The sequence below is a fragment of the Sulfuriferula sp. GW1 genome (assembly GCF_047300855.1).
Lineage (GTDB): Bacteria > Pseudomonadota > Gammaproteobacteria > Burkholderiales > Sulfuriferulaceae > Sulfuriferula.
In genome coordinates this window covers 807,598-830,131 of record NZ_CP170197.1, presented here as the reverse complement: position 1 = coordinate 830,131, position 22,534 = coordinate 807,598, and the positions used below count along the sequence as shown (strand labels likewise).

Here is a 22,534-nt window from a genome sequence, read left to right as displayed (position 1 = left end):
CCCTCAGGTGCGGCAAAGCGTTATAGTGCGCGGACATTTCCAACTCTCGAGGAAAATCACGGTAATGCCCACGCTGCAACTGCTCAGGGATAAGGTGCTCGGCGCCCCGCGCGATCCGATGAAACCCGAGACGCGCCAGCACATCGCACTGATCGCATTCTTCGCCTGGGTCGGGCTGGGCGCAGACGGCCTGTCATCCTCCTGTTACGGTCCGGAAGAGGCCTTTCTCGCGCTCGGCCAGCATACCCATCTCGCCTTGTATCTGGCGATTGCCACCGCGCTCACCGTATTCGTGATTTCGTTTGCGTATAACCAGGTTATCGAGCTGTTCCCCAGCGGCGGTGGCGGCTACAAGGTCGCAACCAAACTCATCGGCCCCCATGCCGGGCTGGTGTCCGGCGCCGCCCTGATTGTCGACTATGTACTCACCATCGCCATTTCGGTGGCGAGCGGCGCCGATGCTTTATTCTCGCTATTGCCAATGGGAGCGCAGCCTTTCAAACTGGCGTCAGGACTGATATTCGTGCTGGTTCTGGTGATCCTGAATCTGCGCGGGCTGAAGGAATCCATCAAGTTCCTGCTGCCGATTTTTCTCGGCTTTGTCGTCATCCATCTGGTGCTGATCGTGTACGGCATCATGTTCCACAGCAGCCGCCTGCCGACGCTGCTGCACGATACCACTACCGAGACCTTTACCCTGAGCACGCAGATGGGCTGGGCATTCATCATCTCCCATCTGCTGCTGGCCTACTCCACCGGCGGCGGTACCTACACCGGACTGGAGGCGGTATCCAACAACGTCAATACGCTGGCCGAGCCGCGTGCGCGCACCGGCAAGTGGACCATGTTTTATCTGGCCGTCTCGCTCGCCTTCACCGCCAGCGGCATCATCATGCTGTACCTGCTGTGGGACGTCCACCATGTGCCCGGCGAAACACTGAATGCGGTGGTGTTCAAGGACATCCTGAGCAGCTGGACACTAGGCGGCGTGGACTGGGCGCGCTGGCTGCTGCCGGTGGTCCTGGCATTGGAGGCGGGGCTGTTGTTTGTCGCCGCCAACACCGGTTTTCTCGGCGGCCCGGCGGTGCTCGCCAACATGGCGGCGGATCGCTGGGTACCGCACCAGTTCAGTTATCTGTCGAGCCGCCTGGTGACGCGCAATGGCATCATGCTGATGGCATTGTCGGCAATCGGCGTATTGCTGTTGACGCGCGGCAGCGTCACGCTGCTGGTGGTGCTGTATGGCATCAATGTGTTCCTGACTTTTTCAATGTCGATGGCCGGCATGTGCATCTACTGGTGGCGCAATCGCGGGGTGGAGCAGAAATGGCTGTGGCGCCTGGCTCTGTCCGGCACCGGGCTGTCGGTCACCGGTGGAATATTGATCGTGCTGATTGTCGAAAAATTCAGCCAGGGCGGCTGGATGACGGTGCTCATCACCAGCATGGTGATCGGCGCCTGCCTGCTGGTGCGCCGCCACTATGACGAAACCCGCGCCCAACTCAAACAGGTGGACAATCTGTTTGCCGGGCAGCAAATGGCTCCTCTGCCCAATCCTCCCGCACTGGATCCCATGCTTCCCACAGCCGCGCTGCTGGTGGGCAAAAGCAAAGGCAGCGGCATGCACACCTTGCTCTGGGTACAGCGCCTGTTCCCGGATCATTTCAAAAATTTCATTTTTCTGAGCGTTGGCGAGGTCGACACACAAAGCTACGGCGGCACCGGAGCGCTCGAAAACCTGCGCGACGAAGTCGGCGAAAATCTCCAGTATTTTGTCAATTTCTGCCACCACCACGGCCTGGCCGCCGAAGCCCGGCTGGCCTACGGCAGCGATGTGGCCCAGGAACTCACCCGGCTGGCGCAACAAACCCATGCGGATTATTCCAACTGTGTGTTTTTCGCCAGCAAGCTGATTTTCGTGCACGACAACTGGGGCACGCGCCTGCTCCACAACCAGACCGCCGACGTGCTGCAACGCCGCCTGCATCTGCAGGGAATGCAGATGGTGATTTTGCCGATGAAGGTTTGAAGCCAGCGCTTAGTCCATTGCCAGGGCGATTTGGTCCATACCTGTGGTACCAGCGCATACGGATCCCGCCGCACAGCAGGTACACAAAAAAAACGAGTGGTGCAAAGCACCACTCGCAAGAGGAAACACCTTCCTGTTTTATTTAAAACCTGAATGCTCAGGAATGGTTCTCGCTCACTTCATCGCCATCAACGTGCACGCGCTGTCCGCTGGAAGGATCGAGGAACAGACGATTGGCAGGGTTCCGCTTGAAATCAAACACGCTGGACAATGAGCCGGCCTTTGCGTCGGTCGAGTCATCACCGATCCGGCCCAGATTCCAGTTGTCTTCGATGAAGCGCAGGATCGAGGATTGATCGGTAACCGAGTGATCGACAAAGTTGGGTTTGGCATAAGGCGAGATCACCAGGAGCGGCTGGCGCGGACCATAACCGCAGCGATCCTGGTACGCACCCTGAGCAGCCGTGCCACAACTTCCCGGACCGGTGAGTGCATCGTAGGTCGGGTCGTTGGACTGGGTGACGATAGGCGGCATCACGTGGTCGTACCAGCCATCGGAATCATCATAAGCAATGATCACCGCGGTATTTTTCCACTCCGGCAAGCGCTGCAGCCGGTTGAGGGTTTGAACCAGGAAAGTCTGTTCATCCAGCGGGTCCGAGTAGCCGGCATGGCCATCCTGAGCCATTTTCGCCTTCAGGAAACTCACTTCCGGCATGTGGTGGGACTCTGTCGCCGACCAGAAATCGGACAGGTCATATTGATGATTGGCCTGGTCCTGCTTGCCGATCATCGCCACCGATGAAGGCGCCACATGGTGAGGATTGGAGGTGGAGGTGTAATACTGGAACGGCTCGTGGTGCGGGCTGTAATCGCTCACGCTTTTCCCGGCGATATTCTGGCTGGTCGCGCCGCACACCGGTTTGCCATTGCTCATTGCCGTGGGCCGGAAACCGCCCTGGAACCATCCCCAGGTCACGCCCTTGTGGTTCAGCAAGTCGCCCACGTTGGTACCGCTCATCGCCAGCACCGGCTTGGTGTGGTTGGAACAATCGTCATACGCCGGATCGGCATCGCTGATCACCGTGCCGTTGGCCGTCACCCCGGCAAGATCGGTCGGCGTCACGCCATGCGTCTGGCCGGCGACCAGGTTCAGCGCACCCGGCGTGGAAGGCCCATAGGTCGTGCTGAAAGAATTGTCGCTCATCGCAAAATGCTGGGCGTAGTTCCACAGTGCAGTCACCGTGTTGCCATCGTAATATCCCATCACCTGTGAGGGGTCGCAATTACCGTAATGCGCGCCGGTATTCTGCACGAATTTGTCCATCAGGCCGGCGTCAGCAGCCTGCTGTTCCTGGGTATAGCGGTGATCCATATCGCACGTCATCGCCTGGCTGCGATCCAGCCTGAAAGGCTTGACGGAATTCGGATTGTAGTTGATCAGCTCCGGCGTCAATCCATTGATTGAGGGCGTCCCGCGGTGCGGCAGAAAAGCCGGCGATCCAGCCGGGTTGGCTGCATGCGGGTAAGTGGCAAAATAGTGATCGAAAGAAACGTTTTCCTGGAAAATCACCACCACGTGCTTGATCGGCGTAGCCGTCTGGTGATCGTCAGAAGCCGCTGCAACAGGCATCACAGCTGTTTGAAACGCAGCGCATAAAGCAAGCGCAAGGACGGATTGGCGAGGCATGACAAAAGATTTCTGGCTGGAGGCCATGGTACTTCTCCCCTTCATTGAGTTTCAGAAAGGCCCGGTTTTTGGACCTGCGGAGGTGCAGCGGCTCCAGTCTGCATGCCCCATGCTGCGGGGTTATGAACGGCAACTGACGCGGTGCTGACGAATGCCTGTCAACGGTGTTTGCCACGCAGATGAGGGGGGGGGTTTCCCGTACAACCCCGGCAATGGAACACCTCGCTGTCATTGCCTGGCGGCCATTGCCGGGGTATTCATCAATCCGCTTTGTTTGGCACAAACCCGTCTGGCCGGGAAAGACCATGTTTTTGCAGTATTTCGGTAAACTCGCTGCCGCGTAAAATGTTGGTCAATTCATCACGCGCCTTGAGTTGTTTGGCATTCCAGTTCCCCTTGAGCGCCACCACTTCACGCACGCCCACTTTCGTCCCCGGAAGTGGCTGAGGATTCTCCACCGTCCCGCCCAGCGGTACAAGGTCGAAGGTATCCGGGAAGGTCTGCTTGGTAAACAGGCCAAGGTGGTATAGGAATACAGCAGCGTCGGCCTTGCCGTAGGCAACTGACCAGGGCTCGTCGCGATGATGGATGCGCGCACCTTCGAGCCATTTATCCTTATCATGGCTGGCGCCGTTGAACAGGACCTTGATCAGCCTTTCCGCAGTCCAGCCTTTCGGGGGATGCGGGTCAAGCCGGGCGATATTGTAAATCGCTTCGGCATAGGTATTGAATGCGCCGGGCTCCAGCTTGATGTTCGGGGTAACGAGACGCACATTCTTGCGCCCCAGGTCCCACACGGTATGAATTTTTTTGGGATTGCCGTGCTTGACCAGAATCACCTCGCCACGATCCTGATAGATCGGGTAGGCAGGTCCGTCGGTTTCGCCGGATGCGACCAGTTTATCGATAACGCGCTTCGAAGCCACGGCAACAGACGGCATGCAGGTGGCATAAAGATTACCAAACTGCACCACGCCGTTTTTCAACTGGGGGATCACAACCGGGGGACTGGTGGTGTAAAAGGCGTTATGAAGGGGATCAGCCTGGAACCTGGCGAGATACTTCGGCCAGATGTCGTGTAGCGCCATGTGGTAGTTGCCCTCGGTGGACAACACCACATCGCAGGTATCGAGGGTGCCATGGAAATCCCACAGCGTGTCCGCGGTCGGATCATCCAGATTCGGTTTTTTGATTCCCTGGTCCGTCGGCCACTGCAACAGCTTGGGGGTATCGACTACCGGGGTTCCTGTGATCGCTGGCATGGCCGCCAGTGTGGATGTGCTTGCCATGGCCGACAATGCAACGACAACAGCGCCTGCTATTCTCCTGATATTCATGCTTTTCCTTTTCGTGAACGAAACAGTCTGGAATGAATGCACACAAGCAAGTACGGCAAACTTGCCGTCAGAATCATAGCCTACCCACTCGATTGGATAAGCAATTCACCACCAGGAATTTGCATGTTCCGATTATTCTCGTGACCTGCACGCCGGCAATGAAAATGGGCTGCATTTCATGCCTCGCCCATTTATTTGACTCTGTTTGTCGGAGTCCAACGCTGTTGAGTTACCCGGTCATGACGTATGCTTTTTTACCCAGGAAACATAGCGGTCCATCCAGTTCTGCAATAGCTTTCTACTGCCTTCACCGATATCGCCCGACTCGTCAAATAAACCTTCTCTGGCATGTATAAAAGCTTCGGGTTGTCCCAACGCAGGCATGTCCAATGAGGCCAGAATATTGCGCAGATGCTGTTGAGCCATCGCCGTCCCATGCGGGCCGACTGAGGCACCCAATATCCCGGCAGGTTTTCCCGTCCATGCGCTCTGGCCATATGGTCGTGAGGCATGATCGATTGCATTTTTGAGTACGCCGGAGATGGAACGGTTGTATTCAGGCGTGACGAAAAGGATGCCCTGCGCTGCCGTGATTTCGGCTTTCAGACGCTTGACGGTATCAGCCTGATTCGCATCATCGTCCTGGTTGTAGAGCGGCAAATCGCCGATCTGCAATTGCTTGAACGAAAATTCCGGCGGCGCCAGTTTTGCCATGGCGCTCGCCAGCTTGCGATTGAACGAATCCTTGCGCAGGCTGCCGACGATAACGGCTATCTGATATTGGCTCATGACGATCTCCTTAAAAGTGCGGATTGAATTTAAAGGTAGTACATGCGGGAATAGCGGCAACACCCTTTATCGATTCGATGTGCCGGAGCCGCCTCCTGGCCGACAATGGCGCATCGTTGGAAATGTTGCACTCCCTTACTCTTTCACCGCCTCGACTGCGATGATGAGGTTCACGTCATCGGAAACATACGGCGCGTATTTACCCATGTTGAAATCCGAACGTTTGATTTTTGCCACCGCATTGGCGCCGATCGCATCCCGCTTCAGGATGGGATTCACCATTTCCTGAAACGAGGTGACAGTCAGCGTGACCGGTTTGGTGATTCCCTTGACCGTCAGCATGCCTTCCACCGATACCGGTTTGTCGCCCTTGAATTTCACCCCCGTCGATTTGAACGTGATGGTCGGGTAGTCGGCCGTATCGAAGAAATCCTTGTCCTGGATGTGCTCGTTGAACAAGGGATAGCCGGTGTTCACCGATTTGGCGTCAATGGTGAGATCCACCGACCCGGTTTTCGCTGCGCTATCCAGCACGATCTTGCCGCTGGTCTTGTCGAAGCTGTGTATCTGGTTGGAGTAGCCGAAGTGGTTGTACTCGAAACGCGGCGCAGTATGCGTGGTATCAATATTGAACGTGACCGGCGCAGCAAATGTAACGGTGCTGAGTGAAGCAAAAGCCAGTGCAATAGCAAGTTTTTTCATGGTGATTCTCCTTGAGTAAACAATGGTTAAACAAACTGAACTTGTGAATCGGCCTGTGCGTTTTGTTGCACAGGTTCTGTGGAATGATTGCCAGGGTTGGACCTGATCATGCAACATCTCGTCGAAGCCAGGATTGGTGGTTGGGTAAGACAAAGCACAGCAACCCCAAGAAGAAGTAATCAAGCATTTGATTTACAGATGCCCACTCTTGCAGAATGTAGTGACCAACCAAAAGGCTGAGCATGAATGCAAACCAGCCATACACGGCAACCCACTTATACCGATTGCTGAGGAGGGCACAACCAAGACCGATTTCGATAAATGGGATAAGTTGTAGATAAGTGTCCACAATAAATGGTGGCAATTGGATTCTCAGATCTCCCTGGAATAGCTTGGAGTAGTACTCGACGAAGCCACCATGACTAAAAAATTTGCTTGTTCCTGCTGTGAGCAAAATTGTAACCATCACAATTCGAACAATGCGCTCAGCGTCTTTTAGCGTAGTTACTGCAAACATATAACCTCCTCTTCGGAAGATGAAGTCCTACTACTTCTTACTGACGGCCGTAGCAGCTGCCACCAGCCGGAACTTGATTTGTATGTCGTTGGCCACGGTGCCGAAATCGGCCCACACGCCCTCTCCGATGCCATAGTCGGCGCGCTTCAATACCAGACTCCCTGCGAACACGCCGCCGCTGCCCTGCGGCTGAAACGTGGCCACGGTCCGTTCGTCGTGCGTACGACCCTTGATGCTCATCTTGCCCGCCACCTCGAAGCGATTGTTGCCGAGCGGCGTGATCGACGTTGCAACAAAGCGCGCAACGGGAAATGCCTTGGTGTTGAACCAGAGCTTGCCCGCCACCTCGTCGTTGGCTTCATCCGAGCCGGCGTCGATGCTGGCCAGATCAATGTCGATTTCAGCCTGGGCCAATGCAGGCTTCGCCGGGTCAAAGCTGATCAGGCCATGAAAGCGTTTGAAGCTGCCTTCGATCGGCACGTTCATTTGTTTGTACACAAACGACACCGCGCTCTTGTCTGTCTGGAGCTGGTTGAATTCGACCGCCTGGGCGCTGCAGCTTGCCCACAACGCCAGCATGCCAGCCAATAATCCGATTTTTTTCATCAAGGCATTCATTGCAAATCTCCTAAGGTTTCCTGATTAAAGGCAGCATGCGGGCGAGCACATTGTCGCGATCGAAAAAGTGATGCTTGAACGCGGCGCCCACATGGACCACCACCAGCCCGGCCAGGGTGAAGTTCAGCCATTTGTGTACCAGGGTGAGCGCGTCGCCCAGCTCCTTGTTTTTGGCGAGCAGATCGGGCAACGGCAGCACGCCGAAATACACCGTCTGGAAACCCTTGGCCGAACTCATCAGCCAGCCGCTCAGCGGCACGGTCACCATCAGGGCATACAGCAGGTAGTGCGCAAACTCCGCCGCGCGGTGCTGCCAGGCGGGCATGCTGACAGGCTGTGCCGGCGGGCGATGCGTCGCACGCCAGACCAGCCGGAACAACACCAGCGCAAAAATCGTCACCCCGGCCCATTTGTGCCACGAGTAGATTTTGAGCTTGGCAGGCGACAGCGCCAGCCCGCTCATATAAAGGCCGACACCGAATGTCGCGACCAGCGCAAGCGCCACCAGCCAATGCAGCACAATTGCAGTATGGGTATAGGTGGCAGGAGGGCTCATGGACAAAATCCCCAACGTATGTAGTTGATCGATGGCTGTACTTTACGCGAGTAGTTGTAGTTGAAATAGCCTACAATTTACAAATTATCATTGCTCTAGATGCAACAATGAAACGGAGGTTTCATGGACAGGCTGGACAGCATGCGGCTCTTTATCCGGGTAGTCGAACTCGGCAGCTTCTCGGCCGTGGCGCAACAGATGAACGTGGCGCGCTCGGTCGTGACGCGGCAGGTAGTGGCGCTCGAAACGCACCTGGGCAGCAAGCTGCTGGCGCGCAGCACGCGGCGCTTGAGCCTCACTTCAACGGGTGCAAGCTACCTGGAAAAATGCCGCGAAATCCTGAGCCTGGTGGATGCCGCCGAAGCCAGCCTGACCGACGACCAGCAGGCACCGCGCGGACATATCCGCATCACCCTGCCGTATTCGTTCGGCATTCAGCAATTGATGCCGATGTTCGGCGACTTCATGGCGGCCAACCCGGCGATATCGGTCGAACTGGTGTTCAACGACCAGCGTGTCAACCTGATTGAAGGCGGCTTTGATCTGGGCATCCGCATCTCGGACCGGCTCGACCCTGGCGACGTGGCGCGCAAGATCGGCAGCAGCCGCGCCGTCATCCTCGCCGCACCCGATTACCTGAAGCGTCACGTCAAACCCAAACACCCAAGAGAATTGATCCAGCACGAATGCGCCGGCTATCTGCTCACCACGCATTCAAGCTGGCCTTTCATCATCGATGGCAAAACGCAGTGGTTCCCGGTAAGCGGCCGGCTGAAAGCCAACAGCGGCGATGCCCTGCTCGCCGCAGCGATCCGCGGCATCTGCATCACCAGCGCACCCACTTTCATGGCCGAACAAGCGGTGCGTGAAGGCAAGCTGGAAATCCTGCTGCCCGGATTTCAGACATCGGAGGCGGGCATCTACGCCATCTTTCCGAGCAACCGCTATGTACCGCATCGCGTCAGTACCCTGGTCGAGTACCTTGCTCAACGCATCGGGCCGAAACCGCCGTGGGATGAGATTCTGAAAATGAAGTGAGGGAGTACAGGAAAAACTATTGGGATGCTCAGCCGCTGACTCGATTATTCGCGAGTACTCACTAATGCGCTTGCAGGCTTGACACCATTTGCCGGGAAAACGAAAAAAGCCTACATTGGGCGGGGAACTATAGACTGTGCATCCGTAATCTCCATGTCACTTAACGATTGAAGCAAGCCTGCTTTTTTGGAACGGGCACAATGGTCGCAAAGGTGCCACAACATGGGAGACTTCTGAATGACTGATGCAGATTGGGCACTCACTGGAGTTATCACAGGCTCGATTGGCACTAGGCTTTTCAACTTGCTTCTCCAATATAAGCAGCTTAAGCACAATAAGGAGATGTTTCTGCTTCAAAACAAGGGGACCGAGATTATCAAGAATTTTCTTACAGAAATGCTCAGTCACCACATCTATACAGATCGTTCTTTCTCCGAGCTGAAAGCACCAATCGGCGGCCACGGTGACGATGAGATTAGACAATTTCTGCACGAGATTGGCGCGAAGAAAACCTCACGTGAAGACGGTACTGAGTGGTGGTATTTGCTGTCTCGCCAAGACGAACGCAACACGAAGAGGCAAGCACGAAATGCATAATCTCTCTGTAATCGAATCGCCTGCAAGTGTAGTTAGCGGGCATCCTTTTGCACTCAACACTTCGCCAGATGTCGGTTACGTCAAACATTGGACCACCACTCATGTGCAATACCCTATTCGTCAGCCACGCCAGTGAAGACAAGAGTGATTTCGTGCGGCCCCTCGCCCAAGAACTAAGGCGTCTAGGGTTAAATGTCTGGTACGACGAGTTCACATTAAAACCAGGGGACAGTCTACGCAGATCAATCGACAAAGGTCTCGCTGAGTGTGAAGCTGGAATTGTTGTTCTTAGTCGCCATTTCTTTGCCAAAGAATGGCCTCAACGGGAACTTGATGCCCTCCTTGGAGCCAATATCGCAGGGAATGTGAAGTTAGTTCCAATATGGCACGGAATCGATGTTGACTTTGTCAGGTCTGTTTCACCACTACTCGCCGATTTAGTGGCGCTCAAGTCTGTTGAAGGGATTGAGGCTATAGCGTTAAAAGTCGCCGAGTTATTTCCCCCAGTCTCATCAGTATTAAACGAGGTTTTAGCTTCAAAGCTAGAACAGTTCCTATCAGCCAGATCCATTGAACTTGAGTGGCTTGCAGCTGGCTGCCAATATCGCTTTCTGCAAGCGCAAGCTCTATATGCTGAATACGAGGCATTGGCAAATACCTACTTCGAAAATCTCACGGATAATGAAATCGATGAGCAGCAAGCCGCGATAGAGGTTCTACTCAGAGAGAAGCGTGCACAGCTCTTTACCAAGTACGGCTTGTCCAATGACATAAATATTACCCCTAGCGAACCCATATCAGAAGAAAAGCTCAGACTCTGGCTTGAGGCTCTTGATCAATGGGTAAGCGGTATGCTGGGTGAGGTAGAGAGCATGTCCCTTCTAAGAGACTTGGATTTTTATATGGATGACTACGATTACCTCTATATCTTCTTCGGCATTCCAAATTACGCTGTCTCGATGGAACAGCGCCTTCTCTTGGATCGTGCGGTTCGTATAGTCGGAGACGGCGAAATAGATTCGTTATGTCCACTTATTGATGCACTGAGAAATAAGAATTTGCAGCGATAACGAATGCTGGCCGATAATCTAGCTGGCCTGGGCCAAGCTAGGTCTTAATCACAGGCCGTTACACCTATCTGGTGTGATCAGACAAGTTGCAAATCAACCAGCATCGCGCCCGGGAACCACGTGTTCACTTGCGCTGGGCCGAGGCCCCACTGGCGCCGGAAGATACGGTGCCGCAGGCTGCGGTAGTCAGTCAGCACCGGCCAGTCGCGATCCCGGTTGAGGGTGGACTGTGCGACCTGCGCTTGCTTGAGCCGCGGCAACTCCAATTCACTTCGCCAAACTGTCGCGACCTTACAATTGCGTGAGCACTTTACGCATGGTGGCGGCCAATTCCTCCGCCACGAATTTCGCCACGTAGGCATCTGCCCCGACATTCCTTACGTGGTCTTCATTGGCATTGCCGGTTAGCGATGAATGGATGACTACCGGAATCCCGCGGAAGCGCACGTCCTGCTTGATGTTTCGCGTCAGCGTAAATCCATCCATTTCCGGCATTTCCAGGTCGGTCAGCACCAGTGCAATCTTGTCGGACACGGGCTTGCCTTCGGCTTCGGCCACACGTGCCACCGACTGGAGGTGATCCCAGGCTTCCTGTCCGGTTTTGGTCATGATGTAATGGACGCCCATCGCTTCCAGGCCTTGCTCGATCAAGGCGCGCGCGACGATGGAGTCGTCGGCGGCGAGGACAATGGTGCCGGGTTTGAGATTGATTTTCGGGCCGATTGTTTCGGGATTGACTTCCGATCCGCTGGACGGTGTCAGCGTGCGCAGTATGGTCTCCACGTCGAGCACCTGCGCCAAACGGGAACGGTCGGTATTGCCGTCCAGCCGCGCGATGCTGGTGACCAGGCCATCTGCCGCGCTGGCTTCCGCCGAGAGGACCTGGCCCCAGTCCAGCCGCACGATATCCTCAACCGACTCGACGGCAAATGCTTGTGTGGTGCGCGCAAATTCAGTCACCAGCATGATGTTCAGGCCGGTCTGGGGCTGGCACCCCATGATCGCAGGCAGATCAATGACCGAAATAACCTGCCCGCGCAGATTCACCACGCCGAGCAAATGCGGGGACGCCCCGGCGACGACGGTAATCTCTGGCATCGCCACGATTTCGCGGATCTTGAATACATTGATGCCGAATAATTCCGATCGATCGCTACCGGCGCTGCTGCCGAGTTTAAACAGCAGCAATTCAAATTTGTTGGAACCGGCCAGATTTGTGCGTTCATCGATTTCTTGTTGAGCCGAACTCATGTTTTCCACCTTGTTGACGGCGCTGCCGGTACTGCCAGCGTATTGCCTGAATTAAATTGTGCCCACTGCCAAGCTGCGTGATGCGGGTAATGTCTTATCGACCGGCCGCATCAAATACTTGAATTAATTTGTCTCCCAGGGGAGTGAGCTATCCGGCAGCGCCGGGCCGCCGTGGCGCTATTCAGCGTGCTTCGCGCACGAAGCAGGTGGTTTTCTGAAAACGGGCTTCAGCAGGATTGCCAGCCTGAATTGGAAGGCATTTTAATCGCAGACCGTTACACCTACCCGGCGAGATCAGACAAGCTGCAAATCAAGCGGCGCCGCGCCTGGGAATACAGTGTTCACTTGCGCTGGGCTGAGGGCCCACTGTCGCCGGAAAATATCGCCCAGCAGGCTGCGGTAGTCAGTCAGCACCGGCCAGTCGCGATCCTGGTTGAGGGTGGACTGTGTGACCCGCACCTGCTCACCGGCGATGCGCCCGCCGCGCACTGCGCCGCCCAGCACCCAATACACCGTGCCGTGTCCGTGATCGGTACCGCGGTTGCCGTTTTCGCGGAAGGTGCGGCCGAATTCGCTCAGCACCACGACCACAGTCTGGTTCCACGCCGGGCCCATGGCTTGCGGCAGGGCTGCCAGCCCGGCGCCGAGTTCGCTCAGGCGCTGGGCGAGTTGGCCTTCGGCACCGTTGCGCCCCGCCTCGCCCACATGGGTATCCCAGCCGCCGACATCGACAAATCCGATATTGAACTGGTTGCGCATCAGCATGCCGATACGTTGCGCCTGGGCAGCAAAGCTGCGCGGGTTGGCGGCGCCGCGGCTGGCCGCCAGCATCTCGCCGGCATAGCCTGCGGCGGTGGCGTTCTGCATGTCGTCCATCACCTGCTTTTGTACGGCAAAGCCTTCCCGAACCGTCGCGTCCATTTCAGTGCCGCGATACATCTGCGCGAGCAGATCGCTGTTATGCGCATTCAGCCCGGTTTTACCGACATTGACCATCGCCATATTCGGCACGCGATCCGGCCCGCTCAGGCTTAAGGGTAATTGTGCGGTGAAGGCCATGGGCTGCGCCCGATTGCCCAGCACGCTGGCCAGGCGATTGAGAAAACCGTTACGGAAATCGCGCGGGTTGGGGCCCTGGCCGAGTTCGATGTGGTCCTGGGTTTCGAAATGGCTGCGCGTCATATCCTGCGTGCCGGCAAACGGCACAAAAGCAGCCTGCCCCTGACGGTAGAGCGGCAACAAGGTATCGGTGAGTGCCGGGTGCAGCGCCCAATCCGTGTTCAGCGCGATGGCCGCGCCGGCGCCGCTGTCCGGCCTGGGCACCGCGATGTGGGGCCGGCTTTCATAATAAAAATCGCTGTTATAAGGCACCAACAGGTTGGCGGCGTCATAGCCACCGCGCAGGAACACCAGCAGAAAGCGCGGCGCCTGATCACTGCGCGGCGGCGCTGCCCACAGCCGGGCACTGGCTGCCGCCAGCGGTGCGATAGCAAAAAATTTGAGCAATTGGCGACGATGCATGGACGGGCTCCTGATCAGCTTGGGCTCAATGGCGCATGAACTCGGGTGAGGACAATAACAGCGCGTTCCAGTCTTGCGGACTGTTGGCTTGCTGTAACGCCTGGCGCGTGGCCGGCGATAAAACAGGCTGTAGCGCCTGGTAATAAAACGCATTGGATAACTGCGGAAAAGCCGCTGCCGGTTGCGCGCCGGGGGCGTCTGTCTTGAACAGCCCCGCCGGACCGCTGCCGATGATTCGAGCCAATTCAAAGCGCGCAGTCATTTGCCCGGAGCTACTCCAGGCTGCGGCATCCAGCGGATAACCGTCGGGCGTCTGCCGGCCGTAGAGCGGTTCGCCCAAACGCGCTAACCAGTTCACCATCGGTTGGGCATTGCGGATGGTGCGGCCCTCGTAGGCCAGGCGCACGGCAGACACAACATAGTGGGTCGGGTCCTTGAACAGGCCGCCGAGCGACTGCGCGAACTGCGGCGTGGTGAACATCGCCTGCAATACCGCAGCAATATCGCCATCGGTGCGCAGCCAGGTTGCGCTCATGTGGTCGATCAAGGCTGACGGCGGGGTATCGGCAACGAAATACTGCGCGAGTCGGGTGCTGACATGGCGCGCAGTGGCCGGCTGAGCTGCCAGCAGTTCGATCACAGCGTTGATTTCGTCCAGCCCGTGACCCTGGAAGGTATGACCCAGCACCCGCTTGGGATCGGGGTCGTGACGCATCGGGTTGAACACCACCAGCTCGCTCTGCCACAAGTCGGCGCGCAAGGCCGGGCGCGCCTGCTCCGGATGGCCGGTCAGTTTCACCCCGAGGCCGGTGAGCACGCGGGCAAGGTTGGTCACGTCCTGCTGGGTGTAGCCGGCACCCACGCCCAGGGTATGCAGTTCCATGATCTCGCGCGCGTAATTTTCGTTGACATGGCCGCGCGCGTTGTTGGCGTTGTCCAGGTAGATGAGCATTTGCGGGCTGAACACGGACGCCCGGAACAAGTCGCGGAAGCGCCCCAGTGCGTGCGGTTTGATGACCCGGGCGTAGTAGTCGCCCATCATGGGCCGCAACATGCCCTTGTACTGAAACACCGAGAAATGGTTCATCCAGAACCAGGTCAATTGCTCCTGCAACTGGTTGGGCGAATACAGCGCATACAGCAATTGCTGCTCGGCTGCTTCGCGAGCCAGGTTGCCGATGTCTTGCTGCGCGGCTTTGAGTTGCTGCTGCTTCTGGTCTGCCGGAAGCTCGCTCATGCGGATGCTGCGCAAGCGTTCGAAGCTGCTGCGCACCAGCTCGGCAACAGGCGTACGGTTGATAGTCATGGCCTGCAACTGCACAACGATTTCAGGCGGCAAAGGCGGATCAGCCGCAGGGCGTAACTGGGTGTTTATATAGCGCCCCGCCCCGCGCTGGCGCAGGCTGTTCAGCTCACCCAGCGTCGCACCCCAGGTCAGCCGGTTGATCAAGGCAACGGGATGATCGCGCGCAGCATTCTCCAGCGCCGGACCCACAGCAGCCTGCCCCTGATCGCCACGCGCCGGCACCCGGGCAGCGCAGGCAGCGAGCGAGAGTCCGGCCATGCCGGACAACGCCAGAAACCGGCGGCGGGTCCAGCCCGATGATGGTTCTCGCATGCAACATTCCTTTGATAATGATTGCAGTACCAGGCCATCGCCTCGAGGGGGATGGGGTCGCATTCCAATTCGGCCCAGCAGGCGTGCTCTTGCCTGAAATAGGTAAAGGCATTGGTGATGAGTCTAGTAACGGGAGTCATCCGTCTTTTGTTGACGCGGATTTGTATCAAACTGTTTCAAATCCGGGAAATGCTTGAGCGAGAAAGCCAAGGATTTACTCGCGCTGTAGAACATTGGGAAAAGAGCAATTGTTTTCCTTGCAGAGGAGTGGCTTCAGCCAATTGCTGACGCGCTGACCAGGCTCTCTTTTTCGTCTACCACATGATGGATATCCACTGCTGGCTCAACTTCATCTTGATAATGCGTTGCAATTTCCACAATCTGTGTTTCTATGCTGAAAAACGCATCAAGTACTACCGGATCGAAAATTTTGCCGCGGGCATCTCGCAAAATCCTGAATGAATCCTCGTGTGTAAACGCAGGTTTGTAGCAGCGTCGGCTAATCAGGGCATCGTAAACATCGGCCACTGCCATGATGCGGCCTGCAAGCGGAATATCCTGACCGGAAAGCCCCCGCGGGTATCCCGTGCCATCCCATTTCTCGTGATGGGTAAAGGCGATTTCACCCGCGATAACGAGGAAATTATCACCTTCGATTTTCTCTGCCGTGCTGTAAATAATATCTTTTCCATATTCTGGATGTTTTTTCATTATTTCAAACTCTGCGGCGGTCAGCGGACCCGGCTTCAACAGAATGTGATCGGGCACACCCACTTTCCCGATATCGTGCAAGGGTGCAGAAACAAACAGGAGATCAATAAATTCCTTTGTCAGAATATCAGTGTAATGTCCCGTATCACGTAGCCTCAGCGCGATGGATTTCACGTAATTTTGGGTGCGTTTAATATGTGCCCCTGTTTCAGGGTCGCGTGTTTCGGCGACCGCTGCCATCGACGCCATGGTTACTTGCTGGGCATTGGCGAGTTTTTTATACCAGGCATATCCCTGTTTTTTCTCAATCGCGAATTTGGAAATTATAAAAACGACAAATAGAAACATAACGACGAGCAATGGGGCGACGGGCGCCAGGAATACGCCAAAAGAAGCGAATAGATAAATCGAAATGGATACAAGTACGGCTATGAGGGTTATCGTAGCGAGCAATAGCTGCAATGGCTCACGTAAATAAATGAAGATGATGGAGATCAACAAACCCATTGCAATGCATGTTGCAAAAAGAACGGTATGGCCCCATACCGGTTCGCGGACAAAACTATCATTCGCAATATCGTCAACGATGACAGACATAATTTTCAGACCTGGGAAGCTGCGGTCGACTATTGTGCTGTGCAGATCATTCAGTGCCACCGCTGAAGACCCGATAAAGACAGTCTTCCCCTTGAACTGTGCCGCACTGAAATGACCATTCAGAACGTCTACAGCTGAAACAGAGGGGTATAGCGAAGGGCTGCCATTAAAATGCAACAAGGCATAACCGTCTTCGCTAATAGGAATCACACGGTTTCCAATACGGATAGCTGGGCCATTCCCATCCTCTTCAATGACAGCCGAGTTAACACCTAAGGATCGCATATATGTGGCCAGCGCGAGCTGCGGGTAAATAACGCCGCGGTGACGAATCAATAATGGCACCCTGCGCAGCATGCCATCGCCGTCTACTTGATTATTAAGAAACCCGCTGTATTTTAATCGTGAAGAAATTTCATAGGTGTTATTGAGTATTCCCGGTGCATCCGGCAGTTTCAGCAAATCCGTTTTGCCGCTGAACTTGAATTCAGGAGATGCCGATATTTCAGCTTTGTTGATATGATCGAAATAAAAGTATCGCGCTCCCACAAGATGGTGAACTGTGGATAGCACATGCCCTAAATACCCGTCATTGTCAGCCAAACCGGAAGGCGTACCCACAAAGGAAATATCCAATCCGAAATCCTGTTTATAGGATTCGCGGATGTTTTTCAACGAGGTTCGGTCAGGCTCAGAGAAAAGAATGTCCAAACCAATTGCAGCCGGTTTTTCTGCAGCAATTTCTTGCACCAAAGAAGCAATCCGGTAACGCGGCCAAGGCCATTGACCGACGGCAGAAAGGCTGACGTCATCGATATCTACAACGACACTGTTCTGCGCCACCGCTCCATTCGCCGTATATTTCAGGTAGGAATCGAGAAACAAATGACTTAGGCGCGCTGAAAATCCCGTCTCTGTGCGAACCAGACTGCCTACGAGAAGCGACACAGCAAACGCCAGCAACAGTATCCATGCGCTCCACTGTTTTGATGCATTACTAAAAAACTCCGGGGGCGGATGCACAGCTGTTTCCTTAACGTTATAAAATCAAAATTTCAACAGCCCGATTTCTCTGCTCATCCACATTTGTCGGAGTTGGAATCAGCAAGGTTTTGGAACCGTAGGCCTCTATGCTGAGGGTCAAACCTGGGGGAAGGCTGTCTTTGATCGCATCTTCAACGGCCTTGGCTCTTTTATAGGCCAATCTGTTATTAAGATTGTCCGTACCAGTTGTATCCGTGTGCCCAATAATCGTAACCTCCGCCGGTGCCCTTGCTTTGATACTTGCAATGATCCGGGGCAGAGCCAAACGTGATTTTTCCGAGAGTGCAGAAGATTCCGTCGCAAAATGAATGACAAAACTGGCTGGAGGTGAAGGCTGGGCGTTAATCAGATGAGCGAACTCCTCCTTGACTTGCGCTTCGGTCAGCGCATGAGTCGACGTAATTTTCGTACTCCCTTCCGTGATCCGGACGGGATTGTATGCCTGGTTTATTACCCTGAAGTCGCTGCTGGTCTTGATGGTTATGGCGCCAACCATACCCGTTTCATCAGGCATTAAAATAAATGTCGTTCCTGCTGTACAACCTGCCACAAAAAATGTGATGACAAGCGCAACAACCGATCTGGAAAATCTCATTTAGCATCGGCTTGCACAATGAATCGTGTGCCACGCACGCCGACTGTGGCGCGTGGGGTACCTACACTCACGGATTCGGGCGACATGTGGTCAATCTTGCCCGATGAGTAAATAGCAGAGCCCTTGCTGAGGTATACGGCAAAATCGTATTTTGCTTCTTCCGGCTGAAATACATACTGATTGATTTTGACTTCACTCGACGAACCAAGGGTTAATAATGTGCCATCCTTGAATACGATGCCCCCTGAAGAATTTGGCGCTGTAACGACGATATCTGATCTCATCAGTTGCGAGCCAGAAAGAGCCACAATGTCTTGATGATTCCGAATTATTTTCACACTGCCGGCCACATCCTTGAATATCGCGACGTGTTCATCCGCCGCATTGGCCAAACCGGAAAAAGCAAAGAAGGTGACCAGAATCGTAACCAGAATAATTCGCATGACTTTCCCCTTTTGACAAAATTTTACCGCGCAAAGAATTTTCGCTCGCCATCATGCACATGCGATCTTCTGCTAATCTTTGGATGTCATCGGCAGGAAAGCAGGAATACTTTAGAGTAATCGAAAATAAATTTATTGCAAATTCAAGCAATTGATATTAAACAAACTATTTTGTTTTTATTTTTAAATAAAGACAAAAAATAGAGGCATTGCAATATCTGATTATTTATCGTGGAGTCGCTCTTCACTCAAGCTGCCGCAAATAGCCCCATTATGGAAAAATGCGGCGATCATGTCCGTCATCAAAGCTGACCTCAATGTCATAACGCTTCAAGGCTTCACGCAGTGTGCGTGTTATCAGCTTCTTTGGTGGGAACATAACGCCCCAGATCCATTTCTGATTCGATTCCGCGCGCCCAAGCTGCTGCGTCACGTTTTGTCACAAATGTTTTTGATTGGCTTGGATGGTTTTTGCGGCGGATAGTCGCTTGGTATTGATACTGTCCACGCTTTAAAATTGTAGCCATAGTCCTGTCTCCGTTTTTGTTTAGGGACACGGTATAGGTACAAGTGCAGCAAAATTGCAGCAAAAAATACATTTTGCGCAAAGAATAAAGTCAGTTAATAACTAACCCACTGATTTAATTGGTGCCGGGAGGGGGACTCGAACCCCCACAGTGTCACCACCGGCGGATTTTGAGTCTCTGCCCATTCTACTGGAAATCATGGCCATAGCGCGCTAAACTTCCACAAAAGCCAAATCGTACACAGCCCGTTACCCACTATCGGCGCGGGGCGATTCTGGATTGTAGAAGGATATGACCATGAAAACCGAACTCTCCCCCGCTATGGAAAAGCGGCTGGCGAAGCTGGCGAAAGACGCAGGCCGCACGCCGGCGGAAATGCTCCCCTACGTCATGAAGGATGGCTTCGAATTCAACGAAGACTTTGTTCGCAAGGTGAATGAAGGCATCGCCGAAGCCGACGCAGGAAAAACAGTACCCCATGCCCAAGTCATGAAAGAAATCGAAGCCGTCATCCAGCAACATGGCCGCCCGAAAAAGGCAGCTTGAGTGGACGGCGGCAGCCTTGACAGAATTCGCCGAGGCAATGAGCTACTACGCCGAGCGCAATCCCAAAGCCGCCAGGCGCATGACAGATGAAATTCTCAACGCAGCAGAATTACTGATCGCTGAACCCATCGCCACCCCCGGCAGACCCGGAAGGGCCGCCGGAACATCCGAGCGCATCGTAGGCCGTCGCACTCCTTTCGTTATCGTGTATCGTGAACTGACTGGCAAGGCCAGTGTTGTGCAAATTCTCCGCATCATTCACCATGCCAGAAAATACCCATGACAGAAATCATGTAATAAAACCTGTCAAACCCACGTATTACATGGGTTTACTCGGATTTCATGACAGTGGGAAAACAGGCAAAAACAATATGGCAGACGGCCAGAAAATGAGAAAACCAAGGGCAAGCGGCGGGCACATGAAGAAGCAATCCACCTAGGCTTTAGATACTATTGAGTAATTCTCTAATTCAAACCAAAGGGCGTTCAATGAAGAAAATTGCAGCTTTACTGTTAACCGCCACACTCGCTGCCTGCGCAACACCCTCTCAAGTCCAAGGCTACAGACCGGCGAACTACGCCGGAGCACCAATGCAAATTAGTGGTGAATGGAATGAAGTCTCAGGTGAAGTCATAATCTTCGTCAACGGGCAGCCAGCAGTAAAAGGCAAAGTATCGACATGGACGGGCGATGGCGGTTTTTCTGGAGGGTATCAGGGGTACATTATTTCGGCGAATTGCCTGACCAATTTTTACGCACACAAGAAACAATGCTCTGTTTCGGTCAACAATGAGCAAGCGGCAACGCTTATGTTCTAAAATCCAAGCTTTCAAAATCCTTCACCATGACTGAAAATAGTCAAGATAAAGAGGCATCATCGGCGCTTAGAGAAATCGCGTCAGACAAGGAATGACGCGACATTGACAAGGAAAACCATCTCAAATTGACGCCTACAGACACCATATGAAAAACGAAGATAAACAGCCTTACACTCCCCCCGAGCAAGGTATAGCCGAACGTATCAGATTAGAGCGAGCGAAAGTCGGAGACGGCTTGAGCGTTGAAGACTTGAGCCGAGTTTGCAAAGAATTCGACCCGGAGGCGAAAGGCATATCACGGGCAGCTTTGTTTCGATACGAATCGGGAAAAATCTTGCCAGGTGCGCGTGAACTTCGCATCTTGTGCGATGCACTCGGGGTGTCCCCAAACTGGCTTTTACGGGGAAAAGAGAGCGACAGGTTATCAAAGTCAGACTATGCGATGATTGAGCAAATGAAAAATTGGACTCGTGAGACAGCCAATTCAGATATCAACGATTTTGTGCTTGGACATACGCCTAAAAATGATTTAGTAAGGAATGAGCGCATAAAAAAGGCCATAGAGAAGAAACCGAAACGCTGACAAAACTAGCTCCCACCCAAAGCCCGGAAAATCATCCGGGCTTTTTTCACGCTTACAGAAATACGTATGTCTACATATCGCAATAAAATTACTAAACAGAGTTGACAAAACAAATGCAGGTGCTAGTATTCATATCGTAATTAACTTCCGGTATGTAGACATGGCAATCAAAAACTCCTCAATCCTCACCCGTGAGGATTACAACCAAGCCCAAGTAACGCTGGGACTCACCTACGCAGACCTAGCAAAGGAAGTCGGTTTACCCCGACAGTACCTGAGTGAATTCCGCGCCGGGACGCGCAATCTAGTTCCCGAGCATCAGCGCAAGCTACGCAATTATTTTGAAGACAATGGAATCGTCTTCGAAGATTCTGACCTTCAGAAACAAGGCGAAGCACCTACCCCCGCCACCCCACCAGCTTCGCGGCAAGCTCCAGAAGCCCCACATCCCTCACTCGGAGCGCAGATCGTCACTGAGTATTTCTTCCCGATCGACAACCGCCTACCCGGCACCGTCATCGAAAGCTCGATGGACTTTATCGAAACCACCGATGACAAGTTGATTGCCTTGGGCGCTTTGAAGCTGGGGCGGAATGAAGGTGTATTCGGGATTGGCGAAGATGAAGGTTTTGACGAAAAAACAGCCGAAGCCTTGCAAGACGCAATCATGAACATGGCGGCCGGTTATCTGGTTTTCATGCTCACACGTGGAGGCTGGAGCAGCTTTACCCGTGAGCAGACAGACGGCAACCCGGTAACGCTACGCGACCAGCTTTACCAGAGTTTCCGCCCAGCCTTGGAAGCTGCCGGCCTGATTGAAATCGCACCCGATTCGCTGCCCGGCGAATTCGAAACCAACACCGAAGGAGAAGACGCATGAACCTCATTCCACCCGTTCCCCTGTTCCCCCTCAAGGCCGCCGCTGGAAAAACCGGCGCGCTGGTGATCGTTGCCTTGCTGGGGCTGGCGCTCTACGCAACGGCGAAGCACAAGGACACACCACCCAAACGCTAACACCCACCAACCCACACAAGAGCGGAAAACCGCCATCAACCCACAAAGGAAATGACACCATGAACAGAAAACAACGCCGCGAAACGTCCCGCGAAACCGGCCGTGATACCCTTCCAGCCTACTTTCTACTGTACTGCAAACCCACCCAAACCTATCTCGCTTCCATAGACCCAGAAATCCAGAAACTGAGCTTTAGCGAAGAAGCATTCGCCGCTCAGATTCTCACGGAAAAAGACGCCAAAGAACTCGCCGTGGGTATATGGGAAGTGAGCGGTTTACTCCTCACCATCCAGCCCCGCTACCTGCCGCACGCTCACTGAGC

General features: G+C 54.2%; 26 protein-coding genes and 1 tRNA gene. 11 read left to right on the top strand and 16 right to left on the bottom strand.

Features of this window, described 5'->3' with window-relative positions; translation table 11 throughout:
* The first annotated feature begins 64 nt into the window (after positions 1-64).
* Positions 65-2,029: an APC family permease gene (locus ACFDAU_RS04260; RefSeq protein WP_413438775.1), complete on the top strand. Its 1,965-nt coding sequence runs from the start codon at positions 65-67 to the stop codon at positions 2,027-2,029.
* Between the two features lie 157 nt (positions 2,030-2,186).
* Here ACFDAU_RS04260 and ACFDAU_RS04255 read toward each other — a convergent pair whose 3' ends face one another.
* The 7 genes from ACFDAU_RS04255 to ACFDAU_RS04225 all read right to left on the bottom strand — a co-directional run bounded on the left by ACFDAU_RS04255 (position 2,187) and on the right by ACFDAU_RS04225 (position 8,238).
* Positions 2,187-3,662: a phospholipase C gene (locus ACFDAU_RS04255; RefSeq protein WP_413438774.1), complete on the bottom strand. Its 1,476-nt coding sequence runs from the start codon at positions 3,660-3,662 to the stop codon at positions 2,187-2,189.
* 317 nt (positions 3,663-3,979) lie between these two features.
* Complete coding sequence (locus ACFDAU_RS04250; RefSeq protein WP_413438773.1) at positions 3,980-5,056, bottom strand: substrate-binding domain-containing protein; 1,077 nt, start codon at positions 5,054-5,056, stop codon at positions 3,980-3,982.
* A gap of 237 nt (positions 5,057-5,293) precedes the next feature.
* Entirely contained in the window at positions 5,294-5,845 is a 552-nt protein-coding gene (locus ACFDAU_RS04245; RefSeq protein ID WP_413438772.1) for an NADPH-dependent FMN reductase, read from the bottom strand.
* A 135-nt stretch (positions 5,846-5,980) separates the two neighbouring features.
* The gene (locus tag ACFDAU_RS04240) at positions 5,981-6,547 is read right to left on the bottom strand and encodes a YceI family protein (RefSeq protein ID WP_413438771.1); all 567 of its coding nucleotides are present in this window, start codon (positions 6,545-6,547) and stop codon (positions 5,981-5,983) included.
* A gap of 106 nt (positions 6,548-6,653) precedes the next feature.
* Positions 6,654-7,064, bottom strand: a complete 411-nt coding sequence (locus tag ACFDAU_RS04235; protein WP_413438770.1) for a MauE/DoxX family redox-associated membrane protein — start codon at positions 7,062-7,064, stop codon at positions 6,654-6,656.
* A gap of 30 nt (positions 7,065-7,094) precedes the next feature.
* Positions 7,095-7,682, bottom strand: coding sequence for a YceI family protein (locus tag ACFDAU_RS04230; RefSeq protein ID WP_413438769.1), 588 nt, complete (start codon positions 7,680-7,682; stop codon positions 7,095-7,097).
* Positions 7,683-7,692: 10 nt separating this feature from the next.
* Complete coding sequence (locus ACFDAU_RS04225; protein ID WP_413438768.1) at positions 7,693-8,238, bottom strand: cytochrome b; 546 nt, start codon at positions 8,236-8,238, stop codon at positions 7,693-7,695.
* A 123-nt stretch (positions 8,239-8,361) separates the two neighbouring features.
* On the opposite strand from ACFDAU_RS04225, the gene ACFDAU_RS04220 reads away from it, so the two are divergent.
* From ACFDAU_RS04220 to ACFDAU_RS04210, 3 genes are all read left to right on the top strand, one after another.
* Positions 8,362-9,276 carry a LysR family transcriptional regulator gene (locus ACFDAU_RS04220; RefSeq protein WP_413438767.1) on the top strand — a complete coding sequence of 305 codons (915 nt, stop codon included), beginning with the start codon at positions 8,362-8,364 and terminating at the stop codon, positions 9,274-9,276.
* 237 nt (positions 9,277-9,513) lie between these two features.
* The gene (locus ACFDAU_RS04215; protein ID WP_413438766.1) at positions 9,514-9,873 is read left to right on the top strand and encodes a hypothetical protein; all 360 of its coding nucleotides are present in this window, start codon (positions 9,514-9,516) and stop codon (positions 9,871-9,873) included.
* Positions 9,874-9,974: 101 nt separating this feature from the next.
* The gene (locus tag ACFDAU_RS04210) at positions 9,975-10,943 is read left to right on the top strand and encodes a toll/interleukin-1 receptor domain-containing protein (protein ID WP_413438765.1); all 969 of its coding nucleotides are present in this window, start codon (positions 9,975-9,977) and stop codon (positions 10,941-10,943) included.
* Positions 10,944-11,020: 77 nt separating this feature from the next.
* Here ACFDAU_RS04210 and ACFDAU_RS04205 read toward each other — a convergent pair whose 3' ends face one another.
* From ACFDAU_RS04205 to ACFDAU_RS04165, 9 genes are all read right to left on the bottom strand, one after another.
* Complete coding sequence (locus ACFDAU_RS04205; RefSeq protein WP_413438764.1) at positions 11,021-11,209, bottom strand: hypothetical protein; 189 nt, start codon at positions 11,207-11,209, stop codon at positions 11,021-11,023.
* Between the two features lie 25 nt (positions 11,210-11,234).
* A complete protein-coding gene (locus ACFDAU_RS04200; protein ID WP_413438763.1) occupies positions 11,235-12,194 on the bottom strand; it encodes a chemotaxis protein in 960 nt (319 codons plus the stop codon).
* Positions 12,195-12,488: 294 nt separating this feature from the next.
* The gene (locus ACFDAU_RS04195) at positions 12,489-13,715 is read right to left on the bottom strand and encodes a DUF1501 domain-containing protein (RefSeq protein WP_413438762.1); all 1,227 of its coding nucleotides are present in this window, start codon (positions 13,713-13,715) and stop codon (positions 12,489-12,491) included.
* 25 nt (positions 13,716-13,740) lie between these two features.
* Entirely contained in the window at positions 13,741-15,333 is a 1,593-nt protein-coding gene (locus ACFDAU_RS04190; RefSeq protein WP_413438761.1) for a DUF1800 domain-containing protein, read from the bottom strand.
* A gap of 273 nt (positions 15,334-15,606) precedes the next feature.
* Positions 15,607-17,664 (bottom strand): CHASE2 domain-containing protein, encoded by a 2,058-nt coding sequence (locus tag ACFDAU_RS04185; RefSeq protein ID WP_413438760.1) that lies wholly within the window; start codon positions 17,662-17,664, stop codon positions 15,607-15,609.
* 16 nt (positions 17,665-17,680) lie between these two features.
* Positions 17,681-18,280: an OmpA family protein gene (locus ACFDAU_RS04180; protein ID WP_413438759.1), complete on the bottom strand. Its 600-nt coding sequence runs from the start codon at positions 18,278-18,280 to the stop codon at positions 17,681-17,683.
* On the bottom strand, positions 18,277-18,723 hold the full coding sequence (locus tag ACFDAU_RS04175; protein WP_413438758.1) for a FecR domain-containing protein: 447 nt from the start codon (positions 18,721-18,723) through the stop codon (positions 18,277-18,279). Before ACFDAU_RS04175 ends, ACFDAU_RS04180 begins: the two co-directional genes overlap by 4 nt.
* 338 nt (positions 18,724-19,061) lie before the next feature.
* Entirely contained in the window at positions 19,062-19,250 is a 189-nt protein-coding gene (locus tag ACFDAU_RS04170; RefSeq protein WP_413438757.1) for a hypothetical protein, read from the bottom strand.
* A gap of 119 nt (positions 19,251-19,369) precedes the next feature.
* Positions 19,370-19,453: transfer RNA gene (locus ACFDAU_RS04165), tRNA-Leu, on the bottom strand.
* Positions 19,454-19,547: 94 nt separating this feature from the next.
* On the opposite strand from ACFDAU_RS04165, the gene ACFDAU_RS04160 reads away from it, so the two are divergent.
* The 7 genes from ACFDAU_RS04160 to ACFDAU_RS04130 all read left to right on the top strand — a co-directional run bounded on the left by ACFDAU_RS04160 (position 19,548) and on the right by ACFDAU_RS04130 (position 22,532).
* Positions 19,548-19,796 (top strand): CopG family ribbon-helix-helix protein, encoded by a 249-nt coding sequence (locus ACFDAU_RS04160; RefSeq protein ID WP_413438756.1) that lies wholly within the window; start codon positions 19,548-19,550, stop codon positions 19,794-19,796.
* Between the two features lie 16 nt (positions 19,797-19,812).
* Positions 19,813-20,079 (top strand): type II toxin-antitoxin system RelE/ParE family toxin, encoded by a 267-nt coding sequence (locus tag ACFDAU_RS04155; protein ID WP_413438755.1) that lies wholly within the window; start codon positions 19,813-19,815, stop codon positions 20,077-20,079.
* Positions 20,080-20,285: 206 nt separating this feature from the next.
* Positions 20,286-20,615, top strand: coding sequence for a hypothetical protein (locus tag ACFDAU_RS04150; protein WP_413438754.1), 330 nt, complete (start codon positions 20,286-20,288; stop codon positions 20,613-20,615).
* A 145-nt stretch (positions 20,616-20,760) separates the two neighbouring features.
* The gene (locus ACFDAU_RS04145) at positions 20,761-21,198 is read left to right on the top strand and encodes a helix-turn-helix domain-containing protein (protein WP_413438753.1); all 438 of its coding nucleotides are present in this window, start codon (positions 20,761-20,763) and stop codon (positions 21,196-21,198) included.
* A 160-nt stretch (positions 21,199-21,358) separates the two neighbouring features.
* The gene (locus ACFDAU_RS04140) at positions 21,359-22,078 is read left to right on the top strand and encodes a helix-turn-helix domain-containing protein (RefSeq protein WP_413438752.1); all 720 of its coding nucleotides are present in this window, start codon (positions 21,359-21,361) and stop codon (positions 22,076-22,078) included.
* Positions 22,075-22,212, top strand: coding sequence for a hypothetical protein (locus ACFDAU_RS04135; RefSeq protein WP_413438751.1), 138 nt, complete (start codon positions 22,075-22,077; stop codon positions 22,210-22,212). Before ACFDAU_RS04140 ends, ACFDAU_RS04135 begins: the two co-directional genes overlap by 4 nt.
* 59 nt (positions 22,213-22,271) lie before the next feature.
* Positions 22,272-22,532 (top strand): hypothetical protein, encoded by a 261-nt coding sequence (locus ACFDAU_RS04130; RefSeq protein ID WP_413438750.1) that lies wholly within the window; start codon positions 22,272-22,274, stop codon positions 22,530-22,532.
* Positions 22,533-22,534 lie beyond the last annotated feature (2 nt).

What these genes read in the sequence shown, in the direction of transcription:
- ACFDAU_RS04260 (WP_413438775.1), top strand. Translation starts at nt 65, where the DNA reads ATGCCCACGCTGCAACTGCTCAGGGATAAGGTGCTCGGCGCCCCGCGC.
- ACFDAU_RS04255 (WP_413438774.1), bottom strand. Translation starts at nt 3,662, where the DNA reads ATGCCTGTTGCAGCGGCTTCTGACGATCACCAGACGGCTACGCCGATC.
- ACFDAU_RS04250 (WP_413438773.1), bottom strand. Translation starts at nt 5,056, where the DNA reads ATGAATATCAGGAGAATAGCAGGCGCTGTTGTCGTTGCATTGTCGGCC.
- ACFDAU_RS04245 (WP_413438772.1), bottom strand. Translation starts at nt 5,845, where the DNA reads ATGAGCCAATATCAGATAGCCGTTATCGTCGGCAGCCTGCGCAAGGAT.
- ACFDAU_RS04240 (WP_413438771.1), bottom strand. Translation starts at nt 6,547, where the DNA reads ATGAAAAAACTTGCTATTGCACTGGCTTTTGCTTCACTCAGCACCGTT.
- ACFDAU_RS04235 (WP_413438770.1), bottom strand. Translation starts at nt 7,064, where the DNA reads ATGTTTGCAGTAACTACGCTAAAAGACGCTGAGCGCATTGTTCGAATT.
- ACFDAU_RS04230 (WP_413438769.1), bottom strand. Translation starts at nt 7,682, where the DNA reads ATGAATGCCTTGATGAAAAAAATCGGATTATTGGCTGGCATGCTGGCG.
- ACFDAU_RS04225 (WP_413438768.1), bottom strand. Translation starts at nt 8,238, where the DNA reads ATGAGCCCTCCTGCCACCTATACCCATACTGCAATTGTGCTGCATTGG.
- ACFDAU_RS04220 (WP_413438767.1), top strand. Translation starts at nt 8,362, where the DNA reads ATGGACAGGCTGGACAGCATGCGGCTCTTTATCCGGGTAGTCGAACTC.
- ACFDAU_RS04215 (WP_413438766.1), top strand. Translation starts at nt 9,514, where the DNA reads ATGACTGATGCAGATTGGGCACTCACTGGAGTTATCACAGGCTCGATT.
- ACFDAU_RS04210 (WP_413438765.1), top strand. Translation starts at nt 9,975, where the DNA reads ATGTGCAATACCCTATTCGTCAGCCACGCCAGTGAAGACAAGAGTGAT.
- ACFDAU_RS04200 (WP_413438763.1), bottom strand. Translation starts at nt 12,194, where the DNA reads ATGAGTTCGGCTCAACAAGAAATCGATGAACGCACAAATCTGGCCGGT.
- ACFDAU_RS04195 (WP_413438762.1), bottom strand. Translation starts at nt 13,715, where the DNA reads ATGCATCGTCGCCAATTGCTCAAATTTTTTGCTATCGCACCGCTGGCG.
- ACFDAU_RS04190 (WP_413438761.1), bottom strand. Translation starts at nt 15,333, where the DNA reads ATGCGAGAACCATCATCGGGCTGGACCCGCCGCCGGTTTCTGGCGTTG.
- ACFDAU_RS04180 (WP_413438759.1), bottom strand. Translation starts at nt 18,280, where the DNA reads ATGAGATTTTCCAGATCGGTTGTTGCGCTTGTCATCACATTTTTTGTG.
- ACFDAU_RS04175 (WP_413438758.1), bottom strand. Translation starts at nt 18,723, where the DNA reads ATGCGAATTATTCTGGTTACGATTCTGGTCACCTTCTTTGCTTTTTCC.
- ACFDAU_RS04170 (WP_413438757.1), bottom strand. Translation starts at nt 19,250, where the DNA reads ATGGCTACAATTTTAAAGCGTGGACAGTATCAATACCAAGCGACTATC.
- ACFDAU_RS04160 (WP_413438756.1), top strand. Translation starts at nt 19,548, where the DNA reads ATGAAAACCGAACTCTCCCCCGCTATGGAAAAGCGGCTGGCGAAGCTG.
- ACFDAU_RS04150 (WP_413438754.1), top strand. Translation starts at nt 20,286, where the DNA reads ATGAAGAAAATTGCAGCTTTACTGTTAACCGCCACACTCGCTGCCTGC.
- ACFDAU_RS04145 (WP_413438753.1), top strand. Translation starts at nt 20,761, where the DNA reads ATGAAAAACGAAGATAAACAGCCTTACACTCCCCCCGAGCAAGGTATA.
- ACFDAU_RS04140 (WP_413438752.1), top strand. Translation starts at nt 21,359, where the DNA reads ATGGCAATCAAAAACTCCTCAATCCTCACCCGTGAGGATTACAACCAA.
- ACFDAU_RS04135 (WP_413438751.1), top strand. Translation starts at nt 22,075, where the DNA reads ATGAACCTCATTCCACCCGTTCCCCTGTTCCCCCTCAAGGCCGCCGCT.
- ACFDAU_RS04130 (WP_413438750.1), top strand. Translation starts at nt 22,272, where the DNA reads ATGAACAGAAAACAACGCCGCGAAACGTCCCGCGAAACCGGCCGTGAT.